The sequence below is a fragment of the Enterococcus sp. 12F9_DIV0723 genome (genome assembly GCF_002174375.1).
GTDB classification, from domain to species: domain Bacteria; phylum Bacillota; class Bacilli; order Lactobacillales; family Enterococcaceae; genus Enterococcus_A; species Enterococcus_A gilvus.
Window position 1 is genome coordinate 759,655 of the sequence record NZ_NIBK01000001.1, and the last position, 19,603, is coordinate 779,257.

General features: G+C 41.3%; 19 protein-coding genes and 1 other annotated feature. Of the genes, 16 read left to right on the plus strand and 3 right to left on the minus strand.

The features are described from left to right. Positions 1-131: 131 nt before the first annotated feature. The 6 genes from A5868_RS03710 (at position 132) to A5868_RS03735 (ending at position 7,013) form a co-directional block, all read left to right on the plus strand. Positions 132-767 (plus strand): redox-sensing transcriptional repressor Rex, encoded by a 636-nt coding sequence (locus A5868_RS03710; protein ID WP_010781612.1) that lies wholly within the window; start codon positions 132-134, stop codon positions 765-767. Positions 768-799: 32 nt separating this feature from the next. Beyond that, positions 800-1,012, plus strand: a binding site (T-box leader). A 119-nt stretch (positions 1,013-1,131) separates the two neighbouring features. Next, complete coding sequence (locus tag A5868_RS03715) at positions 1,132-3,771, plus strand: valine--tRNA ligase (protein WP_086305495.1); 2,640 nt, start codon at positions 1,132-1,134, stop codon at positions 3,769-3,771. A 190-nt stretch (positions 3,772-3,961) separates the two neighbouring features. Further along, positions 3,962-5,275, plus strand: coding sequence for a bifunctional folylpolyglutamate synthase/dihydrofolate synthase (locus A5868_RS03720; RefSeq protein WP_086305496.1), 1,314 nt, complete (start codon positions 3,962-3,964; stop codon positions 5,273-5,275). Further along, positions 5,262-5,921, plus strand: a complete 660-nt coding sequence (locus tag A5868_RS03725; protein ID WP_086305497.1) for an HAD family hydrolase — start codon at positions 5,262-5,264, stop codon at positions 5,919-5,921. Before A5868_RS03720 ends, A5868_RS03725 begins: the two co-directional genes overlap by 14 nt. Before the next feature lie 50 nt (positions 5,922-5,971). After that, a complete protein-coding gene (radC, locus tag A5868_RS03730) occupies positions 5,972-6,661 on the plus strand; it encodes a RadC family protein (RefSeq protein ID WP_010781608.1) in 690 nt (229 codons plus the stop codon). Between the two features lie 151 nt (positions 6,662-6,812). Continuing rightward, positions 6,813-7,013 carry a cold-shock protein gene (locus A5868_RS03735; protein ID WP_010781607.1) on the plus strand — a complete coding sequence of 67 codons (201 nt, stop codon included), beginning with the start codon at positions 6,813-6,815 and terminating at the stop codon, positions 7,011-7,013. A gap of 71 nt (positions 7,014-7,084) precedes the next feature. Here the strand turns inward: A5868_RS03735 and A5868_RS03740 are convergent, their stop codons facing one another. The 3 genes from A5868_RS03740 to A5868_RS03750 all read right to left on the minus strand — a co-directional run bounded on the left by A5868_RS03740 (position 7,085) and on the right by A5868_RS03750 (position 9,703). After that, positions 7,085-7,576 (minus strand): TetR/AcrR family transcriptional regulator, encoded by a 492-nt coding sequence (locus A5868_RS03740; protein ID WP_010781606.1) that lies wholly within the window; start codon positions 7,574-7,576, stop codon positions 7,085-7,087. 234 nt (positions 7,577-7,810) lie between these two features. After that, a complete protein-coding gene (gene rnjA / locus A5868_RS03745) occupies positions 7,811-9,487 on the minus strand; it encodes a ribonuclease J1 (protein ID WP_010781605.1) in 1,677 nt (558 codons plus the stop codon). A 3-nt stretch (positions 9,488-9,490) separates the two neighbouring features. Then, positions 9,491-9,703 carry a DNA-directed RNA polymerase subunit epsilon gene (locus A5868_RS03750; RefSeq protein WP_010781604.1) on the minus strand — a complete coding sequence of 71 codons (213 nt, stop codon included), beginning with the start codon at positions 9,701-9,703 and terminating at the stop codon, positions 9,491-9,493. Between the two features lie 360 nt (positions 9,704-10,063). Here A5868_RS03750 and A5868_RS03755 point away from each other — a divergent pair, with 360 nt between their 5' ends. The 10 genes from A5868_RS03755 to smpB all read left to right on the plus strand — a co-directional run bounded on the left by A5868_RS03755 (position 10,064) and on the right by smpB (position 19,349). Next, positions 10,064-11,794 (plus strand): ABC transporter ATP-binding protein, encoded by a 1,731-nt coding sequence (locus tag A5868_RS03755; RefSeq protein ID WP_010781603.1) that lies wholly within the window; start codon positions 10,064-10,066, stop codon positions 11,792-11,794. After that, the gene (locus A5868_RS03760; RefSeq protein WP_086305498.1) at positions 11,791-13,551 is read left to right on the plus strand and encodes an ABC transporter ATP-binding protein; all 1,761 of its coding nucleotides are present in this window, start codon (positions 11,791-11,793) and stop codon (positions 13,549-13,551) included. The genes A5868_RS03755 and A5868_RS03760 overlap by 4 nt, the downstream gene beginning before the upstream one ends. A gap of 229 nt (positions 13,552-13,780) precedes the next feature. Then, complete coding sequence (locus A5868_RS03765; protein ID WP_086305499.1) at positions 13,781-14,293, plus strand: gamma carbonic anhydrase family protein; 513 nt, start codon at positions 13,781-13,783, stop codon at positions 14,291-14,293. Further along, positions 14,280-14,615: a hypothetical protein gene (locus A5868_RS03770; protein WP_086305500.1), complete on the plus strand. Its 336-nt coding sequence runs from the start codon at positions 14,280-14,282 to the stop codon at positions 14,613-14,615. Before A5868_RS03765 ends, A5868_RS03770 begins: the two co-directional genes overlap by 14 nt. 66 nt (positions 14,616-14,681) lie before the next feature. After that, positions 14,682-14,948, plus strand: coding sequence for a (4Fe-4S)-binding protein (locus A5868_RS03775; protein ID WP_010781599.1), 267 nt, complete (start codon positions 14,682-14,684; stop codon positions 14,946-14,948). A gap of 34 nt (positions 14,949-14,982) precedes the next feature. Continuing rightward, positions 14,983-15,258: a GNAT family N-acetyltransferase gene (locus A5868_RS03780; protein WP_010781598.1), complete on the plus strand. Its 276-nt coding sequence runs from the start codon at positions 14,983-14,985 to the stop codon at positions 15,256-15,258. Positions 15,259-15,338: 80 nt separating this feature from the next. After that, entirely contained in the window at positions 15,339-15,575 is a 237-nt protein-coding gene (gene secG, locus A5868_RS03785) for a preprotein translocase subunit SecG (RefSeq protein WP_010781597.1), read from the plus strand. Positions 15,576-15,762: 187 nt separating this feature from the next. Then, on the plus strand, positions 15,763-16,527 hold the full coding sequence (locus tag A5868_RS03790) for an alpha/beta hydrolase (RefSeq protein WP_086305763.1): 765 nt from the start codon (positions 15,763-15,765) through the stop codon (positions 16,525-16,527). Next, positions 16,508-18,883, plus strand: a complete 2,376-nt coding sequence (rnr, locus tag A5868_RS03795) for a ribonuclease R (RefSeq protein WP_086305501.1) — start codon at positions 16,508-16,510, stop codon at positions 18,881-18,883. The genes A5868_RS03790 and rnr overlap by 20 nt, the downstream gene beginning before the upstream one ends. Position 18,884: 1 nt before the next feature. Then, the gene (smpB, locus tag A5868_RS03800) at positions 18,885-19,349 is read left to right on the plus strand and encodes an SsrA-binding protein SmpB (protein ID WP_010781594.1); all 465 of its coding nucleotides are present in this window, start codon (positions 18,885-18,887) and stop codon (positions 19,347-19,349) included. Positions 19,350-19,603: the final 254 nt, after the last annotated feature.

The window sequence follows — 19,603 nt, forward strand, 5'->3', positions numbered from 1 at the left end:
AAGCCACTTTCTTGCTCTTTTTTTGTCAAAAGATTGTTATTACTATTCGGACATGTTAGAATTCTATATGTGAAGTATTTAACAAACAGTGAGAACCAATACAGTCATCCATACGAAAAAGGAGTGCGATCATGGAGCGGATCATTCAAAAACCACAATTATCAAAAGCTACAACAAAAAGATTATCTTTGTATTTGCGTTATTTGAAAGGATTGGAAAAAAATGGTGTTACCCGCGTCAAATCTTCTGAACTGAGTAAAATGATCCAAGTCGGTTCAGCGACGATTCGCCGCGACTTTTCCCATTTTGGTGAACTGGGCCGCAGCGGCTATGGCTACAATGTCAGCGACTTGATCAAAGTTTTCAGTGATATGCTGGAGACCAAGGAAGAGAAGCGGATCGCCTTGATCGGCTGTGGTAATTTGGGCCAAGCCTTGCTGAACAATAATTTTCGACGGAATGAGAATTTGACGATCGTCTGTGCCTTTGACAATGATCCTGAAAAAATTGGAAAAGAGATTTGCGGGTACCCTGTTTTTTCAATTGAAGAAATGGACGAGGTGTTGGCAAAAGAAAAAATCACTGTTGCCATCTCGACGGTGCCTAGCCAAAATGCACAAAAAGCGATTGATCAATTGGTGGACAACGGAATTACCGCCATTTTGAATTTTGCACCGGACCCATTAAACGTCCCTGACAATGTTCATGTCCATTACATTGATTTGACATCGGAATTGCAGACGTTGATTTATTTTGATGGACAGTAGGGCTTTACAAGAATCCTACTTCATTGTAGAATGATGCTACGATGATCAAGAGGAGTACATGAGAAACGAAGGTTAAGAGAGAAGATGCTCGGCTGAAACATTTTCACTTTGGCTCATGGAAGGTAGCTTGGGAGTTTTGCGATCTGAAGCAAGTAAGAGCGCACGGCACATGACCGTTATACATGTTTGAGCGGCAGATGAATATTCTGCAATTTAGGTGGTACCGCGTAATTTACGTCCTAGAACACACTTGTGTTCTAGGCTTTTTTTGTTAGTTTTGCTTTTTTCAATAGGAATAAGGACTCTTTCTTGGCTGACTAACATCCAACATCCACAAAACAATGATTATTTAGGAGGAACATCTATGACTGAAAATTTACCAACAAAATTCAATCCTCAAGAGGTTGAAGCGGGCCGTTATCAAAAATGGCTAGATCAAGACTTGTTCAAACCATCAGAAGATAAACAGGCGAAACCGTATTCGATCGTTATTCCGCCACCCAATGTAACTGGAAAATTACACTTGGGCCACGCTTGGGATACAACACTACAAGATATGATCATCCGACAAAAACGGATGCAAGGCTTTGACACCTTGTGGCTTCCTGGAATGGACCATGCAGGGATCGCTACTCAAGCAAAAGTAGAAGAAAAATTGAGAGAGCAAGGCATCTCTCGTTATGATCTTGGTCGTGAAAAATTCGTTGATCAAGTTTGGGAATGGAAAGAGGAATACGCAGGACACATTCGGGAGCAATGGGCAAAATTAGGATTGTCCCTTGATTATGGTCGCGAACGCTTTACTTTAGATGATGGCTTGTCTGATGCTGTTCGGAAAGTCTTTGTTTCTTTATATGAAAAAGACTTGATCTATCGTGGCGAATACATCATCAATTGGGACCCGCAGGCAAAAACAGCCTTGTCGGATATTGAAGTGATCCACAAGGACGTGGAAGGAGCCTTTTACCATGTTTCTTATCCGTTAGCAGATGGCAGCGGCGTATTAGAAATCGCAACGACTCGTCCTGAAACGATGCTAGGTGATACAGCGATCGCGGTTCATCCAGAAGATGAGCGCTACCAAGCGTTGATTGGTAAAAAAGCGATTTTACCACTGTTAGACAAGGAAATTCCAATTATTGCCGACAGTTATGTGGATCGGGAATTTGGAACGGGAGCTGTGAAAATCACACCGGCCCATGACCCAAATGACTTTGAGGTTGGTAATCGTCATGACTTGCCACGGGTAAATGTTATGAATCCAGATGGCAGCATGAATGAGCTTGCCGGTAAATATGCAGGCATGGATCGTTTTGAAGCGCGTAAAATGATCGTGGCTGATCTAAAAGAAATCGGTCGTTTGATCAAGGTTGAAAAAATGGTTCACAGTGTCGGTCATTCTGAGCGCACGGGCGTTGTTGTTGAACCACGTTTATCTACACAATGGTTTGTGAAGATGGGGCCGTTGTCTGATCAGGCAGTCAAAAATCAAAGCACGGAGAATGCGGTGGAATTCTTCCCGCCGCGCTTCAACAATACCTTCATGACTTGGATGGAAAACGTTCATGATTGGGTAATCTCTCGTCAATTATGGTGGGGACATCGGATTCCAGCTTGGTATCATAAAGAAACGGGTGAAATGTACGTTGGGATGGAAGCTCCCTCCGACAGCGAAAATTGGGAACAAGATCCAGATGTACTGGACACTTGGTTCAGTTCTGCCTTGTGGCCGTTTTCTACGATGGGCTGGCCGGATGAGGAGAGCGAAGACTATAAACGCTACTTCCCAACAAGCACATTAGTGACAGGCTACGACATTATTTTCTTCTGGGTGAGTCGAATGATTTTCCAAAGCTTGGAATTCACGGACGAACGCCCATTCAAAAATGTGTTGATTCATGGATTGATTCGTGACGAACAAGGACGCAAAATGAGCAAGTCCCTAGGCAACGGGATTGATCCCATGGATGTCATTGAAAAATATGGTGCCGATGCTTTACGCTGGTTCCTATCTACTGGCTCAGCGCCGGGTCAAGATGTACGTTTCAGCTATGAGAAGATGGACGCTGCATGGAACTTCATCAACAAGATTTGGAATGCGTCTCGTTTTGTGATTATGAATGTTGAAGGCTTCACACCGGCAGACATTGATTTCTCTGGTGAAAAAACCGTTGCGGACCGTTGGATCTTGACGCGTTTAAATGAGACCATTGAAAAAGTAACGAGCTTATTTGACCAATTTGAATTCGGTGAAGCGGGTCGTCAATTGTACAACTTCATGTGGGATGACTTCTGTGACTGGTATATCGAGATGAGTAAAGAAATTCTTTACGGGGAAGATGAAGAAGCCAAACAAACAACCAAGAGTATCTTAGTATATGTTCTGGATCAAACATTGCGTCTGTTACACCCAATCATGCCGTTCGTGACAGAAGAAATTTGGGCGAAAATCCCTCATACTGGGGAGTCCTTAGTTGTTGCGGAGTATCCAGTGGTTCACCCTGAAAACAATGACGAAACTGCAGCAAAAGGAATGGAAGTTCTGAAGGAATTGATTCGCTCTGTTCGGAATATTCGTGCTGAAGTAAATACACCACTTTCTAAGCCGATCACTTTGCTGATCAAAACCAGTGATACAAAAGTGGATGAATTCTTGATTGAAAATACGAGCTATATCGAACGTTTCTGTAATCCAGAGGAATTGGTGATCTCAAGCGACATTACCGCACCGGATTTAGCGATGTCCGCAGTCTTGACGGGTGCTGAGATTTATCTTCCGTTAGCTGGATTGATCAATATTGAAGAAGAAATCAAACGCTTAGAAAAAGAATTAGCAAAATGGAACGGCGAAGTGAAACGCGTGCAAGGAAAATTAGCCAATGAACGCTTTGTAGCAAATGCTCCTGAAAGTGTCGTTGCAGAGGAACGTGAAAAAGAAAAAGATTATTTGGAAAAACAAGCAGCGGTTCAAGATCGGATCGAAAGCTTACGAACGATTTCTTAAAAAGGAAAATAAAAAATGAGTACGGCTAAATCAAAGCTGCACTCATTTTTTTATTCACCTGAAGTGGAAATTGAGGAATTCAGCTATGAAAGGAGTCTTTAAAAAAAATCACCAGCGCTTGGCAATCTTTCTTTTAAAATCTTTGCTATACTAGAAGCATGTAAAAAAAGATAAAAAAGAGGCGAGTAATTTGACGATAGATGAAGCGATTGCTTGGATTCACAGTCGAAAAAAATTTGGATCACGTCCAGGTTTAGACCGTATCCAAGCCTTACTAGATAAAGTAGAGAATCCAGAAAAAAAAGTTCCTGTCATTCATATCGCTGGGACGAACGGGAAAGGTTCTACAGTTGCCTATTTACGCAGTATCTTCATAGAGGCAGGAGTGACGGTCGGGAGTTTTACCTCCCCTTATATTGAAGAGTTCAACGAACGAATCGCGATCGACGCGCAGCCGATTCCTGATTCTGCCCTGATTCATTATGTAGAAAAATACCAGCCTATTGTTGCTGACCTGGATGACCAGCCGGCTATTGGTGGAATCACGGAATTCGAGATTTTAACTGCGATCATGCTGGATTACTTTGCAGAGGAAGCAGTAGATGTCGCGATCGTTGAAGTTGGGTTGGGCGGTTTGTTAGATTCCACGAATGTCGTGTCGCCTATTTTGACTGCGATTACGACGATTGGTTATGATCATATGGAGATTTTGGGAGATACCTTAAATGAGATTGCTCAGCAGAAGGCAGGGATCATCAAAAAAAATGTCCCTGTCGTTACTGGAAACATCACAAAAGGGCCTTTGATTGAAATCGTGGAAAAAGCGGTCGCTGAAACAGCAAAGATCTATCGTTACGGGGAAGAATATCAAGTAGATTATTTGCGACCTGATCCGAACTGGGGCGAGTTGTTTAGTTTTACAGATTCAGCAGGAAAGCTAACGTCGTTGAAAGTTCCGCTGTTGGGCCGTCATCAAGTTGAAAATGCGGGGGTGGCGATCAAACTGTATCATCTGTATTGTGAAGGGCAAGGTTTGCCTTTTGAAGAAAGAACGATACAAAAAGGATTGGCAAACGCGCAATGGCCTGCTCGTATGGAAAAAATCAGTGACGAACCCTTGATCGTGATGGATGGCGCGCATAATGGCCATGCCATCAAACGACTGGCAGAAAATATGAAGCGAGAATTTCGAGGGTACACTATCCGAATTCTGTTCTCTGCATTGGAGACAAAGGATGTGGACCAAATGTTGTCGATGCTTTCAGAAATTCCTAATGCACATATTTATTTAACGACGTTTGAGTACCCAAAGGCATTGGATCTTAGCCGCTTCGATAAGTCAGACAGCCGTTTTGACGTTGTCTCACTCTGGCAATTTGGCTTAGGCGAGTTGCTAGAAGATATGGGAGCTGACGATCTATTATTAATTACTGGATCACTGTACTTCGTTTCTGAAGTACGTCAATTATTATTAAACTTAGGAGGTAAGAATGAAAAAAGTTAAGGGAATCATTTTCGACATGGATGGCTTATTGTTTGATACAGAATCAATTTATTGTGAAGCAAATTTGGTGGTAGCTGAAAAGTACGACCTGCCCTTCACGAAGGATGTGTATAACCGTTTTATCGGGATCTCTGATGAAGAAGTGTGGGAAGCCTTGCACGAGATGTATGCAGATCACGGAAAAGAAACGGTCCAAAAATTCATTGACGAAAGTTGGGGAATGGCCCACGATCGGTTCAAGACGGGGGAAGTTGATTTGAAGCCGGGAGTTCACGAGTTGCTGGCTTATTTAGAAGAAAAAAACATTCCTCGTGTTCTTGCATCGAGCAACGTACGTCCTGTCATTGAAATTCTATTGGAGCATGCAGGCATTCGAGACAAGTTTTCGGACATTGTTTCTGCTGATGATGTAAAGTATGCGAAACCTGATCCTGAGATTTTTGAGATCGCGGTGGATCGTTTAGGGATTGCTCGAGAAGAAGGATTGGTTTTGGAAGATTCTAAAAACGGCATCTTAGCTGCCGAAGGGGCAGGTGTCCCTGTGGTCATGGTTCCAGATATTATTCCTCCAACTGCGGAACTCGAAGAAAAAACAGCAGCCGTTTTACCAACACTGCATGACGTCATCAACTTTTTAGAAGCATAACACTTGCTCCTTTGCGTACCTTATTGAAAAGTGCGTAAAGGAGTTTTTTTATGGAAAAAAGTTTGTTGTTGCAAGAATTGCCTGAGAGTTCATGGCCACGTGAGCGTTTGTTGCGGGAAGGCGAAAAGCATTTGTCGGATCAGGAGCTGTTGGCGATCATTTTGCGAAACGGTTCGCGTCAGCAAAATGTGATGGAATTAGCCGGAACGATCTTGCGGGAATACCCGGACCTTTATAATTTAAAGCACACCACGTTGCATGAGCTGCAGAAATTTAAAGGAATCGGCGAGACACGAGCCATTGAATTAAAAGCCATGATGGAATTTGGCTATCGAATCAATCGTGCGTTGCAGCCGAAGATGGGAAGGGTCCAATCAAGTCTTTCTTTAGGTCAGCTTTTGATCACGGAATTAAAGGACTATCAACAAGAGCATTTGGTCGCCTTCTTTTTAAATACAAAAAATGAAATTATTTTACAGAAAACCATTTTTATCGGATCACTGAATCAATCCATCGCGCATCCACGAGAAATATTTCGAGAAGCAGTGCGTATCAGTGCGGCACGCGTTGTTTTAGGTCATAATCACCCATCAGGAAATCCAACACCGTCATCCAATGATTTGGACTTTACAAAACGCGTGCAAGAGTGTGGTGAAATGATGGGAATCGAACTTTTAGATCATATTATTGTTGGAGAAACCAAATATTTCAGTTTACGTGAAGAAAAGTACTTAAAGTAGCGATTGAAAACCCTTGCGCTAAGAATAAGTAGAATGTTAAACTATTAATGTAGCTTTGTTTGAGTTGCGAGCTGGTATACAGATGTTTCCTTTTCGTAGTGCAGCAATGTTACAATCAATAAGTGCTTAGGCACGAGGAGGAATTTTATTCATGGAAAACGGAACAGTAAAATGGTTTAACGCAGAAAAAGGTTTTGGCTTCATCACTCGTGAAGATGGCAGCGATGTATTCGTACATTTCTCAGCTATCCAAGGCGACGGCTTCAAAACATTAGAAGAAGGACAAGCAGTAACTTTCGATGTTGAAGAAAGCGATCGCGGACCTCAAGCAGCTAACGTGAATAAGCAATAATACAACAAAGCCTTAGAGAATGTTCTCTAAGGCTTTTTTTGTATGCTAAGAAAAAAGGATCAGCTCTCCATTTAAAATTGGAAAAAGCGGTCTTCTTCCAAGCCATCTGTATGATTGGAATTATTAGTCGCAAGTGCGGACTTGCCAATACAGTATTGCCAGAAAAATTCAAAAAAGAGGGGATTGCTTTTTTCTAGCTTGATCGTGGCAAAGATATCTTTGGTCGCTTGCTTGACTAGTTGGATCGTATCGGAGTCTTGTAAGAAGAAACGATAAAATTCCTCTGGATAGTCAGTAGCATAGTTGGTGATAGCTGCAGATAATGCTTGTAAAGATTTTGGTTCCTGATCTTCTAGAAAATCTGTATATTTGACCAATATACGATTGGTCAAAACCGACTTCAGCTCAGCTAAGTTGGCAAACTCGCGATAGATCGGTTGAGTCGAGCAAGAGATGTGTTGGGCAATGTTACGGGCATGGAATTTATTGAAGCCTTCATTGAGAATCAACTGATACGCACCATCAATGATGTGACTTCTTTTTATGCGTTGTGTTCTAACCATAATTAATCTTCCTTTATTCTGATTTCAAGAAACTATAAAATAACTAAATGCAGTTATTGTATCTTTCTAACTAGTCTTCATTGTGCAAATAAAAGAGTTATTTGTCAATTGGTTTTTTGGTGTTTTCAGAAAAATAATATTTTTTTTTGCAAAAAAAGCGCCAGTTATTTGAATATTCGTTGAAAAGACCTAAAATTAAAAAAACATCTATCTGAAAATCAGATAGATGTTTAATTAGTTATCAGGCGTCATAATCATTGGTAAAATCATTGGGTGACGTTCTGTTTGATCAAATAAGAATGGTTGCAGTGCTGCGACCATCGCATTTTTCAGTTTTGCTTCAGTGCATCCTGCTTCGTTTAAAGCTTCCCGCAATGCGTGGAATAAGATCCGTTGCCCTTCATTGATCATCTCGCCGGATTCACGCATGTACACAAATCCTCGAGATAAAATATCTGGACCAGCTAAGATTTCCTTCTTAGCAATATCAACCGTTGCGACAGCAAGAACCAAGCCTTCTTCAGAAAGAATACGGCGATCTCGCAGAACGACATTACCGATATCTCCGATCCCGCTGCCATCCACGTACACATCACTGGCATTAAAATGACCAGCGCGTCTAGCGCTATCCGCAGTCAAGGCCAACATATCGCCATTTTCCATAATGAAACAATTTTCTTCAGGAACACCTGTATCTTGAGCTAATCCTGTATGGATCTTCAACATTCTGAATTCGCCGTGGATCGGAACAAAATATTTCGGCTTCATTAAGCGAAGCATCAATTTTTGTTCTTGTTGACTACCATGACCAGAAGTGTGGATGTTATTGACTTTCCCATGAATCACTTCTGCACCCGCTTCAGAAAGCAAGTTGATCAAATGGTTCACACTTGTCGTATTCCCAGGGATAGGTGAACTTGAGAAAATGACGGTATCGTCCGGTTGAATCTGGATTTGACGGTGCGTACCGTTCGCGATACGAGACAAAGCTGCCATAGGTTCCCCTTGAGAACCCGTACATAAAATCATTAATTCGTTAGCAGGCAAATTATTAATTTCATGAGCATCAACAAATGTACCATCAGGAACAGTGATATAGCCTAATTTTTGTCCATTGACGATCGCGTTCTCCATGCTTCGACCGAAGACGGCGATCTTTCTACCTGTAGCAACAGCAGCAGTAGCGGCTTGTTGCAAACGAGAAATATTAGAAGCGAAGGTAGCGAAAATGATCCGACCTTCGATTTTTTCCATAATACGCAAGATGGACTGCCCGATAGTTTGCTCAGATTTTGTAAATGTAGGAACCTCAGCATTCGTACTGTCAGATAAGAGACACAACACGCCTTCCTCACCAAGCTTAGCCATGCGATGCAAGTTGGCTGGTTGGCCGACAGGTGTGAAATCAAATTTGAAGTCACCAGTTTCCACGATATTCCCAGAAGGTGTTTTAACGACCACACCTAGAGGATCTGGAATACTATGCGTCGTTCGGAAAAAGCTCACAGATGTTTTGCGGAAACGAATGACTGAATCTTCATCGATTTCGTGCAATTCTGCGTCACGCAATAATCCATGCTCATCCAATTTGTTTTTGATCAGAGCCAGAGCAAGAGCCCCCGCGTAGATCGGAATATTTGCTTGTTTTAATAGGTAGGGAACACCACCGATATGATCTTCATGTCCGTGGGTGATCACTAATGCTTTAACCTTATTGATGTTTTGGACAACGTAACTAAAATCGGGAATGACATAATCAATTCCTAATAGATCGTCTTCAGGAAATTTTATCCCGGCATCTATAATGATGATCTCATCTTGAAATTGAACCCCATACATATTTTTTCCGATTTCGCCCAATCCACCAATGGCAAAGACACCAGTTTCGTTGTTTTTTAGCGAGAGTTTCATAGATTAGAACTCCGTTAACTTGAAGTCGGCATTTTCTTTTTCATACTCTAAATGATTGCCTTCTAAAAGTTGGATGTATTCAACGTTATATGGGGTGTTATCACGTAATAAATTGTGTACCATTTCTTCATTGTCCGCTTCCACATACAATGATTGTGTTTGCTCGCGTTTTGGGTTGCGTTCTTTGGTTTCTTGATAATAAACTTTGTAAATCATGAATCTATCTCCTTTATTTGCATTATAGCAATTTTTTCCACGACAAAATGAGGGGCGGTTGCCACCTATTTTTTTATGCTCAGCATTTTAGCTAGAACTAAAGTGTTGAGAAGAAGCCTCGTCTTTGCTTCTTGCTTGAAAAAACAATTTCACCGTTCTTTGGGTTGTTCTTACAACAATTACTTGTAGTTTATCACAGAATATATAAGAAGTATAGAAACTAAGAATTGAAATGACGAATCCTAAGAAATTTTCAGAAAGTTTAAAAATAAAATTAAAAAGAACGTATTACTGAGCAGGCAGAAGCAATATTTTTATGCTATATTGGAGTCATTACGTTATAGAGAGAGGCGAATAAAAATGAAGTTGATGTTGCGGTATACCTTGCGCTACAAAAAGCTATTATTGTTAGATTTCATCAGTGTTTTTGGATTTATTTTGATCGAGTTGGGGTTGCCGACGATATTAGCCATGATGATTGATAAAGGAATTGGAAATAACGATTTTGACTATGTACGTAAGATGGGGATCGTGATGATTGTGATAACAGTGATCGGGATCATCATGAGTATTTCATTACGTTACTTCAGTTCTCAGATTACATCTAGAATGGTGGCTGATATTCGGGACGACCTTTTTGAGAAAGTTCAGACCTTCTCCCATTCGGAATATGAGCAGATTGGTGTTCCTTCGTTAATTACTAGAACAACAAATGACGCGTATCAGATCATGCTCTTCATGCAAAACATCCTGACGACCGGCTTCATGACTCCAATGATGTTCGGAATGAGCTTGTATTTGATCATGCGGACGAGTCCTGGTTTGGGTATTTATGTTTTGTTGGCGCTGCCTATCTTGTTATTAGCAGTTATTTTAATTGCGAAGTATTCAGAGCCCTTATCTACAAAACAGCAGAATAATTTAGATAATATTAACGGAATTTTACGTGAGAATCTTTCTGGCTTACGGGTAATACGCGCTTTTGTGAATGAAAAATTTGAAGAAATGCGTTTCAAATTCGTCAATGATGCCTACACGAATAGTTCGAAGAGTCTATTTCATTTAATGGCAGTAGCACAGCCTGGATTTTTCTTTCTATTTAATATTGTCATGGTTCTGATTATTTGGAACGGGACCGTTCAGATCAACCAGGGTGCTTTAGAAGTCGGAACGTTGATCGCTTTTATCGAGTACATTTTCCATGCGCTGTTTTCTTTCATGCTGTTTGCGACAGTCTTCATGATGTATCCGCGGGCCAATGTATCCGCATTGCGTATTCAAGAAGCCTTTGATATGGACCCATTAATCAAAGACAATCCTGAAAAAACAGCTGAACCAACAGAAAAAAGCTCTTTGGAGTTTCGTGATGTGACATTTGCATATCCGGGACATGCAGAAAGTCCGGTGATTCGAAATGTCAGCTTTACAGCCAAGCCAGGTGAGACAGTTGCTTTTATCGGGAGTACTGGATCTGGGAAATCAACCTTGATTCAATTGATCCCTCGATTTTACGATGTGACAGAAGGACAAGTGTTAGTCGATGGAATGGATGTAAGAGAGTATCAATTGAAGGATCTACGTAACAAGATTGGTTATATCCCGCAAAAAGCACAATTATTTACTGGAACGATCGCGGATAATCTTCGTTACGGGAAAGAAGATGCGACACAAGCCGAGATGGAACAGGCCGCAGAGATTGCGCAAGCCTCAGAGTTCATCGCTCAGAAACCTGATGGCTACCAAGAAGAATTATCAGAGGGTGGAAATAATTTCTCTGGTGGTCAGAAGCAGCGTTTAGCGATTGCCCGCGCGGTGATCCGCAAACCGGAGATTTATATTTTTGATGATAGCTTCTCAGCGTTGGATTATCAAACCGATGCAAAACTGCGTGCTCGATTGAAAAAGGAAACGACAGAATGCGCGGTATTAATAGTTGCGCAACGTGTAGGTACGATTATGCACGCGGATAAGATCGTTGTGTTGAACGAGGGCGATGTTGTAGGAATAGGTACTCATCGTGAGTTATTAGATAGTTGTCCAATTTATTATGATATTGCTGCTTCTCAATTAACGAAGGAGGAATTAGCATGAGAAAATACACTTCTTCTTTAAAGCGGTTGATGCACTATATTAATCCTTACAAAAAATCATTTATTTTGGTCTTGATACTGGCTATTGGAACCTTGATTCTAGGAACCTGGATGCCTTATTTGACAGGTCTGCCTACAACTGAAGTTAGTAAAAACATCATGCAGGGCGAGGCTGTAAACTTTGACTATGTCTTTAAATGGTTAGTCGTCATCGTGATTGTGGGGATTGCCTATAGTTGTACGCAATTAGGAACAGGCTGGCTGATGGCAAATGTTGTACAATCTGCAATGCGTGATTTGCGTGAAGATATTGAAGCCAAGATTAATCGGTTGCCAGTTTCCTATTTTGATCGAAACCAACAAGGAAACATTCTCTCACGTGTAACGAACGACGTGGATGCAGTGAGTAATGCGATGCAGCAAGCCATCATCAAATCTATCAATGCTGTCTTAGGTATTTTGTTAGCAGTTGCTATGATGTTTTACATCAATCCCATGATGGCGGTCTTATCATTGATCATGATTCCGTTATCCATTGTTGTTTCTCGAAAAATCGTTCAAGTGTCACAGAAGGATTTCCAAGGAATGCAAAATTCATTGGGTGAATTGAACGGCTATGTACAGGAAAATATGACTGGCTTTAGCGTTTTAAAATTGTATGGACGTGAAAAAGAAACCTTGGCTGGCTTTAGCGAAGTCAATCATGAGCTTCGACGCTATGGTTTCCGCGCGGCCTTTGTATCAAGCTTGATGCAGCCGTTGGTTCAGTTGACCGCTTATGCAACGTACATCGCGATGGCTATTTTGGGAAGTTGGAATGTTATTCACGGTGTGATTTTAGTAGGGCAGCTTCAAGCCTTTATTCAATACATTTGGCAAGTTAGTCAGCCAATGGGGGAAATCACCCAACTGTCTTCAATGATCCAAAGTGCATCGGCTTCAGCTAAACGAGTTTTTGAAATATTAGATGAACCAGAGGAAGAATTAAACGAGCAGGATCTGCCTTTACCAGAACCGGTACACGGAAATGTTGTTTTTGATCATGTAAGATTCAGTTACGATCCGAAGAAGCCGTTGATCGAGGATTTAAGCTTCGAAGTCAAAGCGGGGGAAACAGTCGCTATCGTTGGTCCGACAGGTGCAGGTAAGACGACGTTGATTAATTTGCTGATGCGGTTTTACGATATCACCAGTGGACGCATCTTGATTGATGGTGTAAACACACAAGAAATGAATCGTTCGGATGTTCGTTCCTTATTTGGTATGGTATTGCAAGATGCTTGGTTATACGAAGGAACGATCGGAGACAATATTCGCTTTGGACGCTTAGAGGCTACGGATTATGAAGTAGTCGATGCGGCTAAAACAGCAAATGTGGATCATTTTATTCGAACGATGCCTGATGGGTATGATATGGAAATCAATTCAGAGGGAGACAATGTTTCTCTTGGACAAAAACAATTATTGACCATTGCTAGAGCAGTTATCTCTGATCCTAAGATTCTCATTCTGGATGAAGCAACAAGCTCGGTGGATACTCGTTTAGAAGGATTGATCCAAAAAGCAATGGATCGTGTCATGCAAGGGCGCACGAGTTTTGTAATTGCCCACCGGTTATCAACGATTCGTGATGCAGACCATATTTTAGTTATGAAGGATGGTCAAATCATTGAGCATGGTACCCACAATGAACTTCTGGCCCAAGGGGGATTCTATGAACAGCTATACAATAGCCAGTTCATGGAAGAAGCGGAATAAAAGGAAGGCTCATTTAAAAGATACTAGAATATTTCAATAGATAACTAGAGAGCCAGGTGCTTCTGCTTCCATCAACGATGAGAATGCAGAAGAATCTGGCTTTTTACTTTTATTCATACACTGCTTAGGTAAGGAAGAGTCAATGGATAAATGCTATACTTATTTGGACAACAAAAGTTTAGATAAGAGAAGGATCAAGGATAGCAGAAAGAGAATTGGAGGAAAAGGAATGGCTAATTTTATCGCATCCAGCGCGGATGTTTATGGCGATGTAACCATAGAAAAGGGCGCAACGATTTGGTTTCAAAGCGTTTTAAGAGGAGATAGCAACACGATCGCTATTGGAGAAATGAGCAATGTGCAGGATGGAACGATTGTACATGTGGATCATGATGCTCCTACTTCGATCGGAGAATATGTCACAATTGGACACGCGTGTATTATTCATGGGTGTACGATCCATAGCGGGGCGTTGATCGGGATGGGGTCAACGATTTTGAATCATGCAGAAATTGGCGAAAATAGTCTGATCGGTGCGGGGTCATTAGTAACAGAAGGAACAGTGATTCCGCCGAACTCGCTAGCATTTGGATCACCAGCACGCGTGATTCGTCAATTGACACCGGAAGAAATCAGTAGCAACCGCAAAAATGCGGAGCATTATTACGAATTAGGAGAAAAATACTTGAACAACGAGATACCGCCATTCCAAGTAAGAGGAGCTGTTCATGAAGGAGACTAGCTTCTTACTGTTGCAGGCACAGCTGCGGGCGTTGTTTCCTGATGAAGGTCTAAATCAATTAGCTATTTACGAAGATCAGAAAGCCCATTTCCTGATTTTTTCTAGTCGTGGATTGTATGTACTGGAAGAAGACGATTTAACAAAAGAGCCGCGAAATATTTATTATACAACGGATAGCTTGAAGCCATTTTCTATTCGTCAGCACGAGGGAATATTCGAACTGATCGTTGAAACGGTTGGAGGACGGCACTTTATTTTAGCCTTTCCTGATCAAACGGATGCGTATCACGCGATGCAGACACTGATTGAACTTTTGGTTTAATAAGACGAGTTAGTATAAATTTTTCTTAATTCCCATTATAATCTTACTTAAAGGAAGTGATAAAAAATGGACGGAAGCAAATTTGATCATGAGCCGGTCAATGAAGAAGACTTATTGGCCAAGGGCTATCGCAAGTATCATGGTGAGGGCATTGATATTTATTATAACAAGGATATTTGCGCGCACATTGGGAACTGTGTAAGAGGCAATCCAGAAATTTTTGAGGTGGGACGCAGACCCTGGATTATTCCAGACAATGGCAGTGTTGAAAATGCTAGTTATGTCGTGGATACTTGTCCAAGCGGCGCCTTGAAATATGTTGTTAAGAAGTAAGGGAAACAAATAAAGTAGAGCAAGGAGAATCATTATGGAAATCAAAGAAGAAAAAGAACGCTTTGTCTTATTGAACGATCAAAATGAAGAGGCAGGAGAAATGACATGGTCAAATGCTGGTCCAGAAATTATGATCATTGATCATACATTTGTCGATCCAACGTATCGCGGACAAGGCTTGGCAGAAAAATTAGTTGCTGCCGGTGTTGAAAAAGCACGTAAAGATGATAAAAAAATCATCCCATTATGCCCATTCGCAAAAAAAGAGTTTGATGAAAAACCAGAATATGCAGATGTTTTAAGAAAATAAGTATCTCACGTCCCTAGTCAAATGACCTCAATTGTGCTAAAGTAAAATCGAGGTAGTTTGGAAATAAGGAGGGTCATCTTTTGTATAATTTTATTTTGGGTGTTATCTTAGTTTTATCAGTAATCATCGTTATTACGATTATGATGCAACCTAGCAAACAAAATAGTGCTGCGAGTGCTTTTACTGGCGGTGCAGATCAATTATTCGGAAAGCAAAAAGCGCGCGGCTTTGAAGCTGTGATGCAACGATCAACAGCGATTCTAGGTGTGATCTGGATGGTTTTGCTCTTCGTATTAATGTTTTTATCAAGCAAATAAAACCGGCCTCTCGCGTGAGAGGTCTTTTTTATTTTGTATTTGTATTAAATCAAGTACACTTTAAGGTAAGAGAGAAAGGCAGGCGGCACTTACAATCAAGGGTCAACGGATTATTTTCTGGCGAAAGGACCTAATACGGATAGTGAGGTGTCTGCGTATGAAATTGAATGAGTGGAGAGTGAAAAAGATGATTCAACCGCCAAAGTCGTTGTTTTTGCCGAATGGAAAACGAGCGGTCCTACTGTTGCACGCGTATTCTGGCAGTCCAAATGACGTGCGAATGATGGCACGTTATTTGGAAAAATGGAATTATACAGTTTATGCACCCTTATATAGTGGACACGGGACCATCGACCCATTAGATATTCTTGAGAAGTCTGCCGAACAATGGTGGGAAGACACTCAAAACGGGGTAGCGTACTTGAAGTCAAAAGGATATCAGGAAATCGCTGTTTTCGGGCTTTCAATGGGAGGGATTTTCGCGACTCGCTTATTAAGTAAGATGCCAGAAAACTTTCTTGGCGGCGGCTTTTTTTGTTCCCCTATTGCCCCAGTTAAAACGAATGTGACTGAAAATTTTCTATTATATGCGAAGCAAGTATTGGATCGATCAGGCAAGGAAGCGACAAGAGAGAAAATTGACAGTTATCGCCCATTGGTAGAAGATCAGTTAAAGGCCATCGAAGATCAAGCGTTAATTGCTTATGAAAACTTAGCTGCAATCACTCGGCCTTTCTTTATGGCACAGGCAGGACAAGATGAAATGATTGAAGCGGAAGGGGTATTTCAAACAGCGAGCCAATTGCGTCAGACATCATTCAGCTTGAATTGGTATCCTGAGAGCAGTCACGTGATCACCGTGGGCCCAGAAAGAAGACAATTAGAACAAGACGTGGTAAATTTTTTAGCCAGTCTTGGTTGGAGAGAAGATAATGGAGAGAAAAACAATTAAATCAGAAATACTAGCTGGCTTGAAGGCAGCCAACAAAAAAAGTCTTTCAATGGAAGAATTAGCAGAAGTTTTAGATATGCGTAAAAGCGAGGATTATAAACGATTAGTCCAAACAGTGGCGCAGCTTGAAAGAGAGAAAGCACTAGAATTTAACAAAAAAGGGCACATCAAGTTGCCTTTTCAGCCAATCGAAGTGGAAGGGATTTTTCGTCGCAACGAACGAGGCTTTGGTTTCGTGACGATTGATCCAGAGGAACCGGATATTTTTATCCCGAAAGAAGCGACTAATTTTGCGATGGATGGTGACATTGTCATGATCGACATCCAAAAAACGGCGGATCTGTTTTCAGATCGTGGTGCGGAAGGCCGTGTTGTTTCTATTAAAGAACGGAAGATTCAGCAACTTGTTGGTGAGTTTACAGCTTTTGATGTGGATGAAATTGCGGAATCTGATTTATTCGGTTATGTAACACCGAAGGATAAAAAAAGTGCGCAATTTAAGGTTTTTATTGCGGCGGAAGGCATTCAACCAGTGGATGGCAGTGTCGTGATCGTTGAGATCACTCATTATCCTGAGAAGGGATATGCAACAAGTCTTGAGGGGATGATCACAAAGGTAATTGGTCATAAAAATGATCCAGGCATGGATATATTGTCGATCGTGATTGCTCAAGGAATCCCAACCCAATTTCCAGAAGAGGTTCAATCAGCTTCTGAAGAAGTCCCTGATAAAATCGCTGCATCTGATTTAGTAGGCCGCCGTGATTTACGGGATCAACAGATCGTGACCATTGATGGAGCGGATGCAAAAGATTTGGATGACGCTGTGACGGTCCGTAAACTAGATAATGGAAATTACTTTTTAGGGGTACACATCGCGGATGTTTCTTACTATGTGACGGAAGACAGCATCTTGGATAAAGAAGCGTTCGAACGTGGAACTAGTGTCTACTTGACGGACCGAGTAATTCCCATGATCCCGCAACGTTTATCAAATGGTATTTGCTCCTTGAATCCTCAAGTACCACGCTTGACTATGAGCTGTGAGATGGAGATTGATCCAAGTGGGACGATTGTTCATCATGAGATTTTTCAAAGTGTGATCCAAACGACCGAACGAATGACGTATTCAGCGGTAAATGAAATTTTAGAAGAAGACGATGCAGAAACGACTGAACGCTACCGTGACCTAGTTCCGATGTTTCATTTGATGAAAGAACTGCATCTAATTCTTGAAGAACGTCGTAGTCGCCGCGGGGCAATTAACTTTGAGGACAGAGAAGCTAAAATTCTTGTTGATCCTGAAGGACGCCCGCTGGATATTGAATTGCGAGATCGAGGTGTTGGCGAACGCTTGATTGAATCGTTCATGTTGGCGGCGAATGAAACCGTTGCTGAGCATTTCAATCGATTGAAGGTACCATTCATCTATCGAATTCATGAACAACCAAAAGAAGAAAAAATGCAGCGTTTCTTTGATTTTGCAGCAGCACTGGGTATTTTAGTCAAAGGAACAAAAAATACGATCACCCCGAAGGATCTTCAACAAGTAATCCATGACGTGGGAGATAAACCGGAAGCAGCAGTTATTAATACGATGTTATTGCGTAGTATGCAGCAAGCACGTTACTCCGAGGATAATTATGGGCATTACGGATTGGCAGCGGAATACTACACGCATTTCACGTCACCGATCCGACGTTACCCCGATTTGATCGTCCATCGCTTGATTCGGACGTATAGCCAAGATCAAAGTGAAACAACTCAAGAAAAATGGGCAGAAAAACTACCAGACATCGCTAATCATAGTTCGAAGATGGAACGACGTGCAGTGGACGCTGAACGAGAAGTCGACAGCATGAAAAAAGCCGAATATATGGCAGAAAAAGTTGGAGAAGAATTTGATGGACTTATCAGTTCAGTCACCAAATTTGGTATCTTCATTGAGCTTCCAAATACGGTAGAGGGAATGATCCATCTAAACGAATTGAAACAGGATTACTTCCATTTTATTGAAAACCAATTGGCGTTAGTCGGTGAGCGTACACGTCAAACCTTTAAAATCGGTCAAAAAGTCCGAATAAAGGTGACGAAGTCTGATCCAGAAACACGAGAGATCGATTTTGAACTTTTAGAAGCAGAAGAGATTCCTTCTTTGGAGGTTCCTAGCAACAACCGTCGTGATAAGCGACGCAAGCCAACCGGCGGCCGCAACAATCATAAAACTAGCGAAAAGCACTATAGTAAAAATGTTGAGAATAAAAACAACGAAAAAGGCAAGAAAAAGAAAAAAGGAAAAAAACCATTTTACAAATCTGTAGCCAAAAAGAAAAAACCGGGCAGAAAGAAGGGATAACATGCCAAAAGGTGATGGAAAATTAGTCGCACAAAATAAAAAAGCACGCCACGATTATACGATCATTGATACGATCGAGGCAGGGATCGTTCTGCAAGGAACTGAAATAAAAGCCATTCGCAATAGCCGAATCAATTTAAAAGATGGCTTTGCGCGCATTCGAAATGGTGAAGCTTTCTTATACAATGTTCATATTAGTCCATATGAACAGGGGAATATTTTTAACCACGACCCTTTGCGAACTCGCAAGCTGCTCATGCATAAAAAACAAATCGCTCGTTTAGCTGGCGAACTTAAGACGACAGGTATCACACTAGTCCCCTTAAAAGTGTACTTGAAAGATGGCTACGCTAAGGTTCTGATTGGTGTTGCCAAGGGAAAACATCAATATGATAAACGAGAAAGTTTGAAGCGTAAAGACGTGGATCGTCAAATCAGTCGAACGTTGAAAAACTATTCGCGCTAGCAAAATATTCTTTTTCGCATATTTAGGGAGAATTTCTTTACTTCACAATGGATTTTGATACGATTAGGTACAATCTATACTAGCCTTTTTGTGGGCTAAATCAGCTATTGGAGAAGGAAAAAGAGGAATAAAATAACGTGAGAGAAATTAACCTCGACTTATTCGGAAATTTTTAGGAAAATTCTTTGAAATTTTCTTTCTCTGGTGGTAACATACGATAGTATTTTGAGGAGCAGCGCTAAGCAGGCACTAGC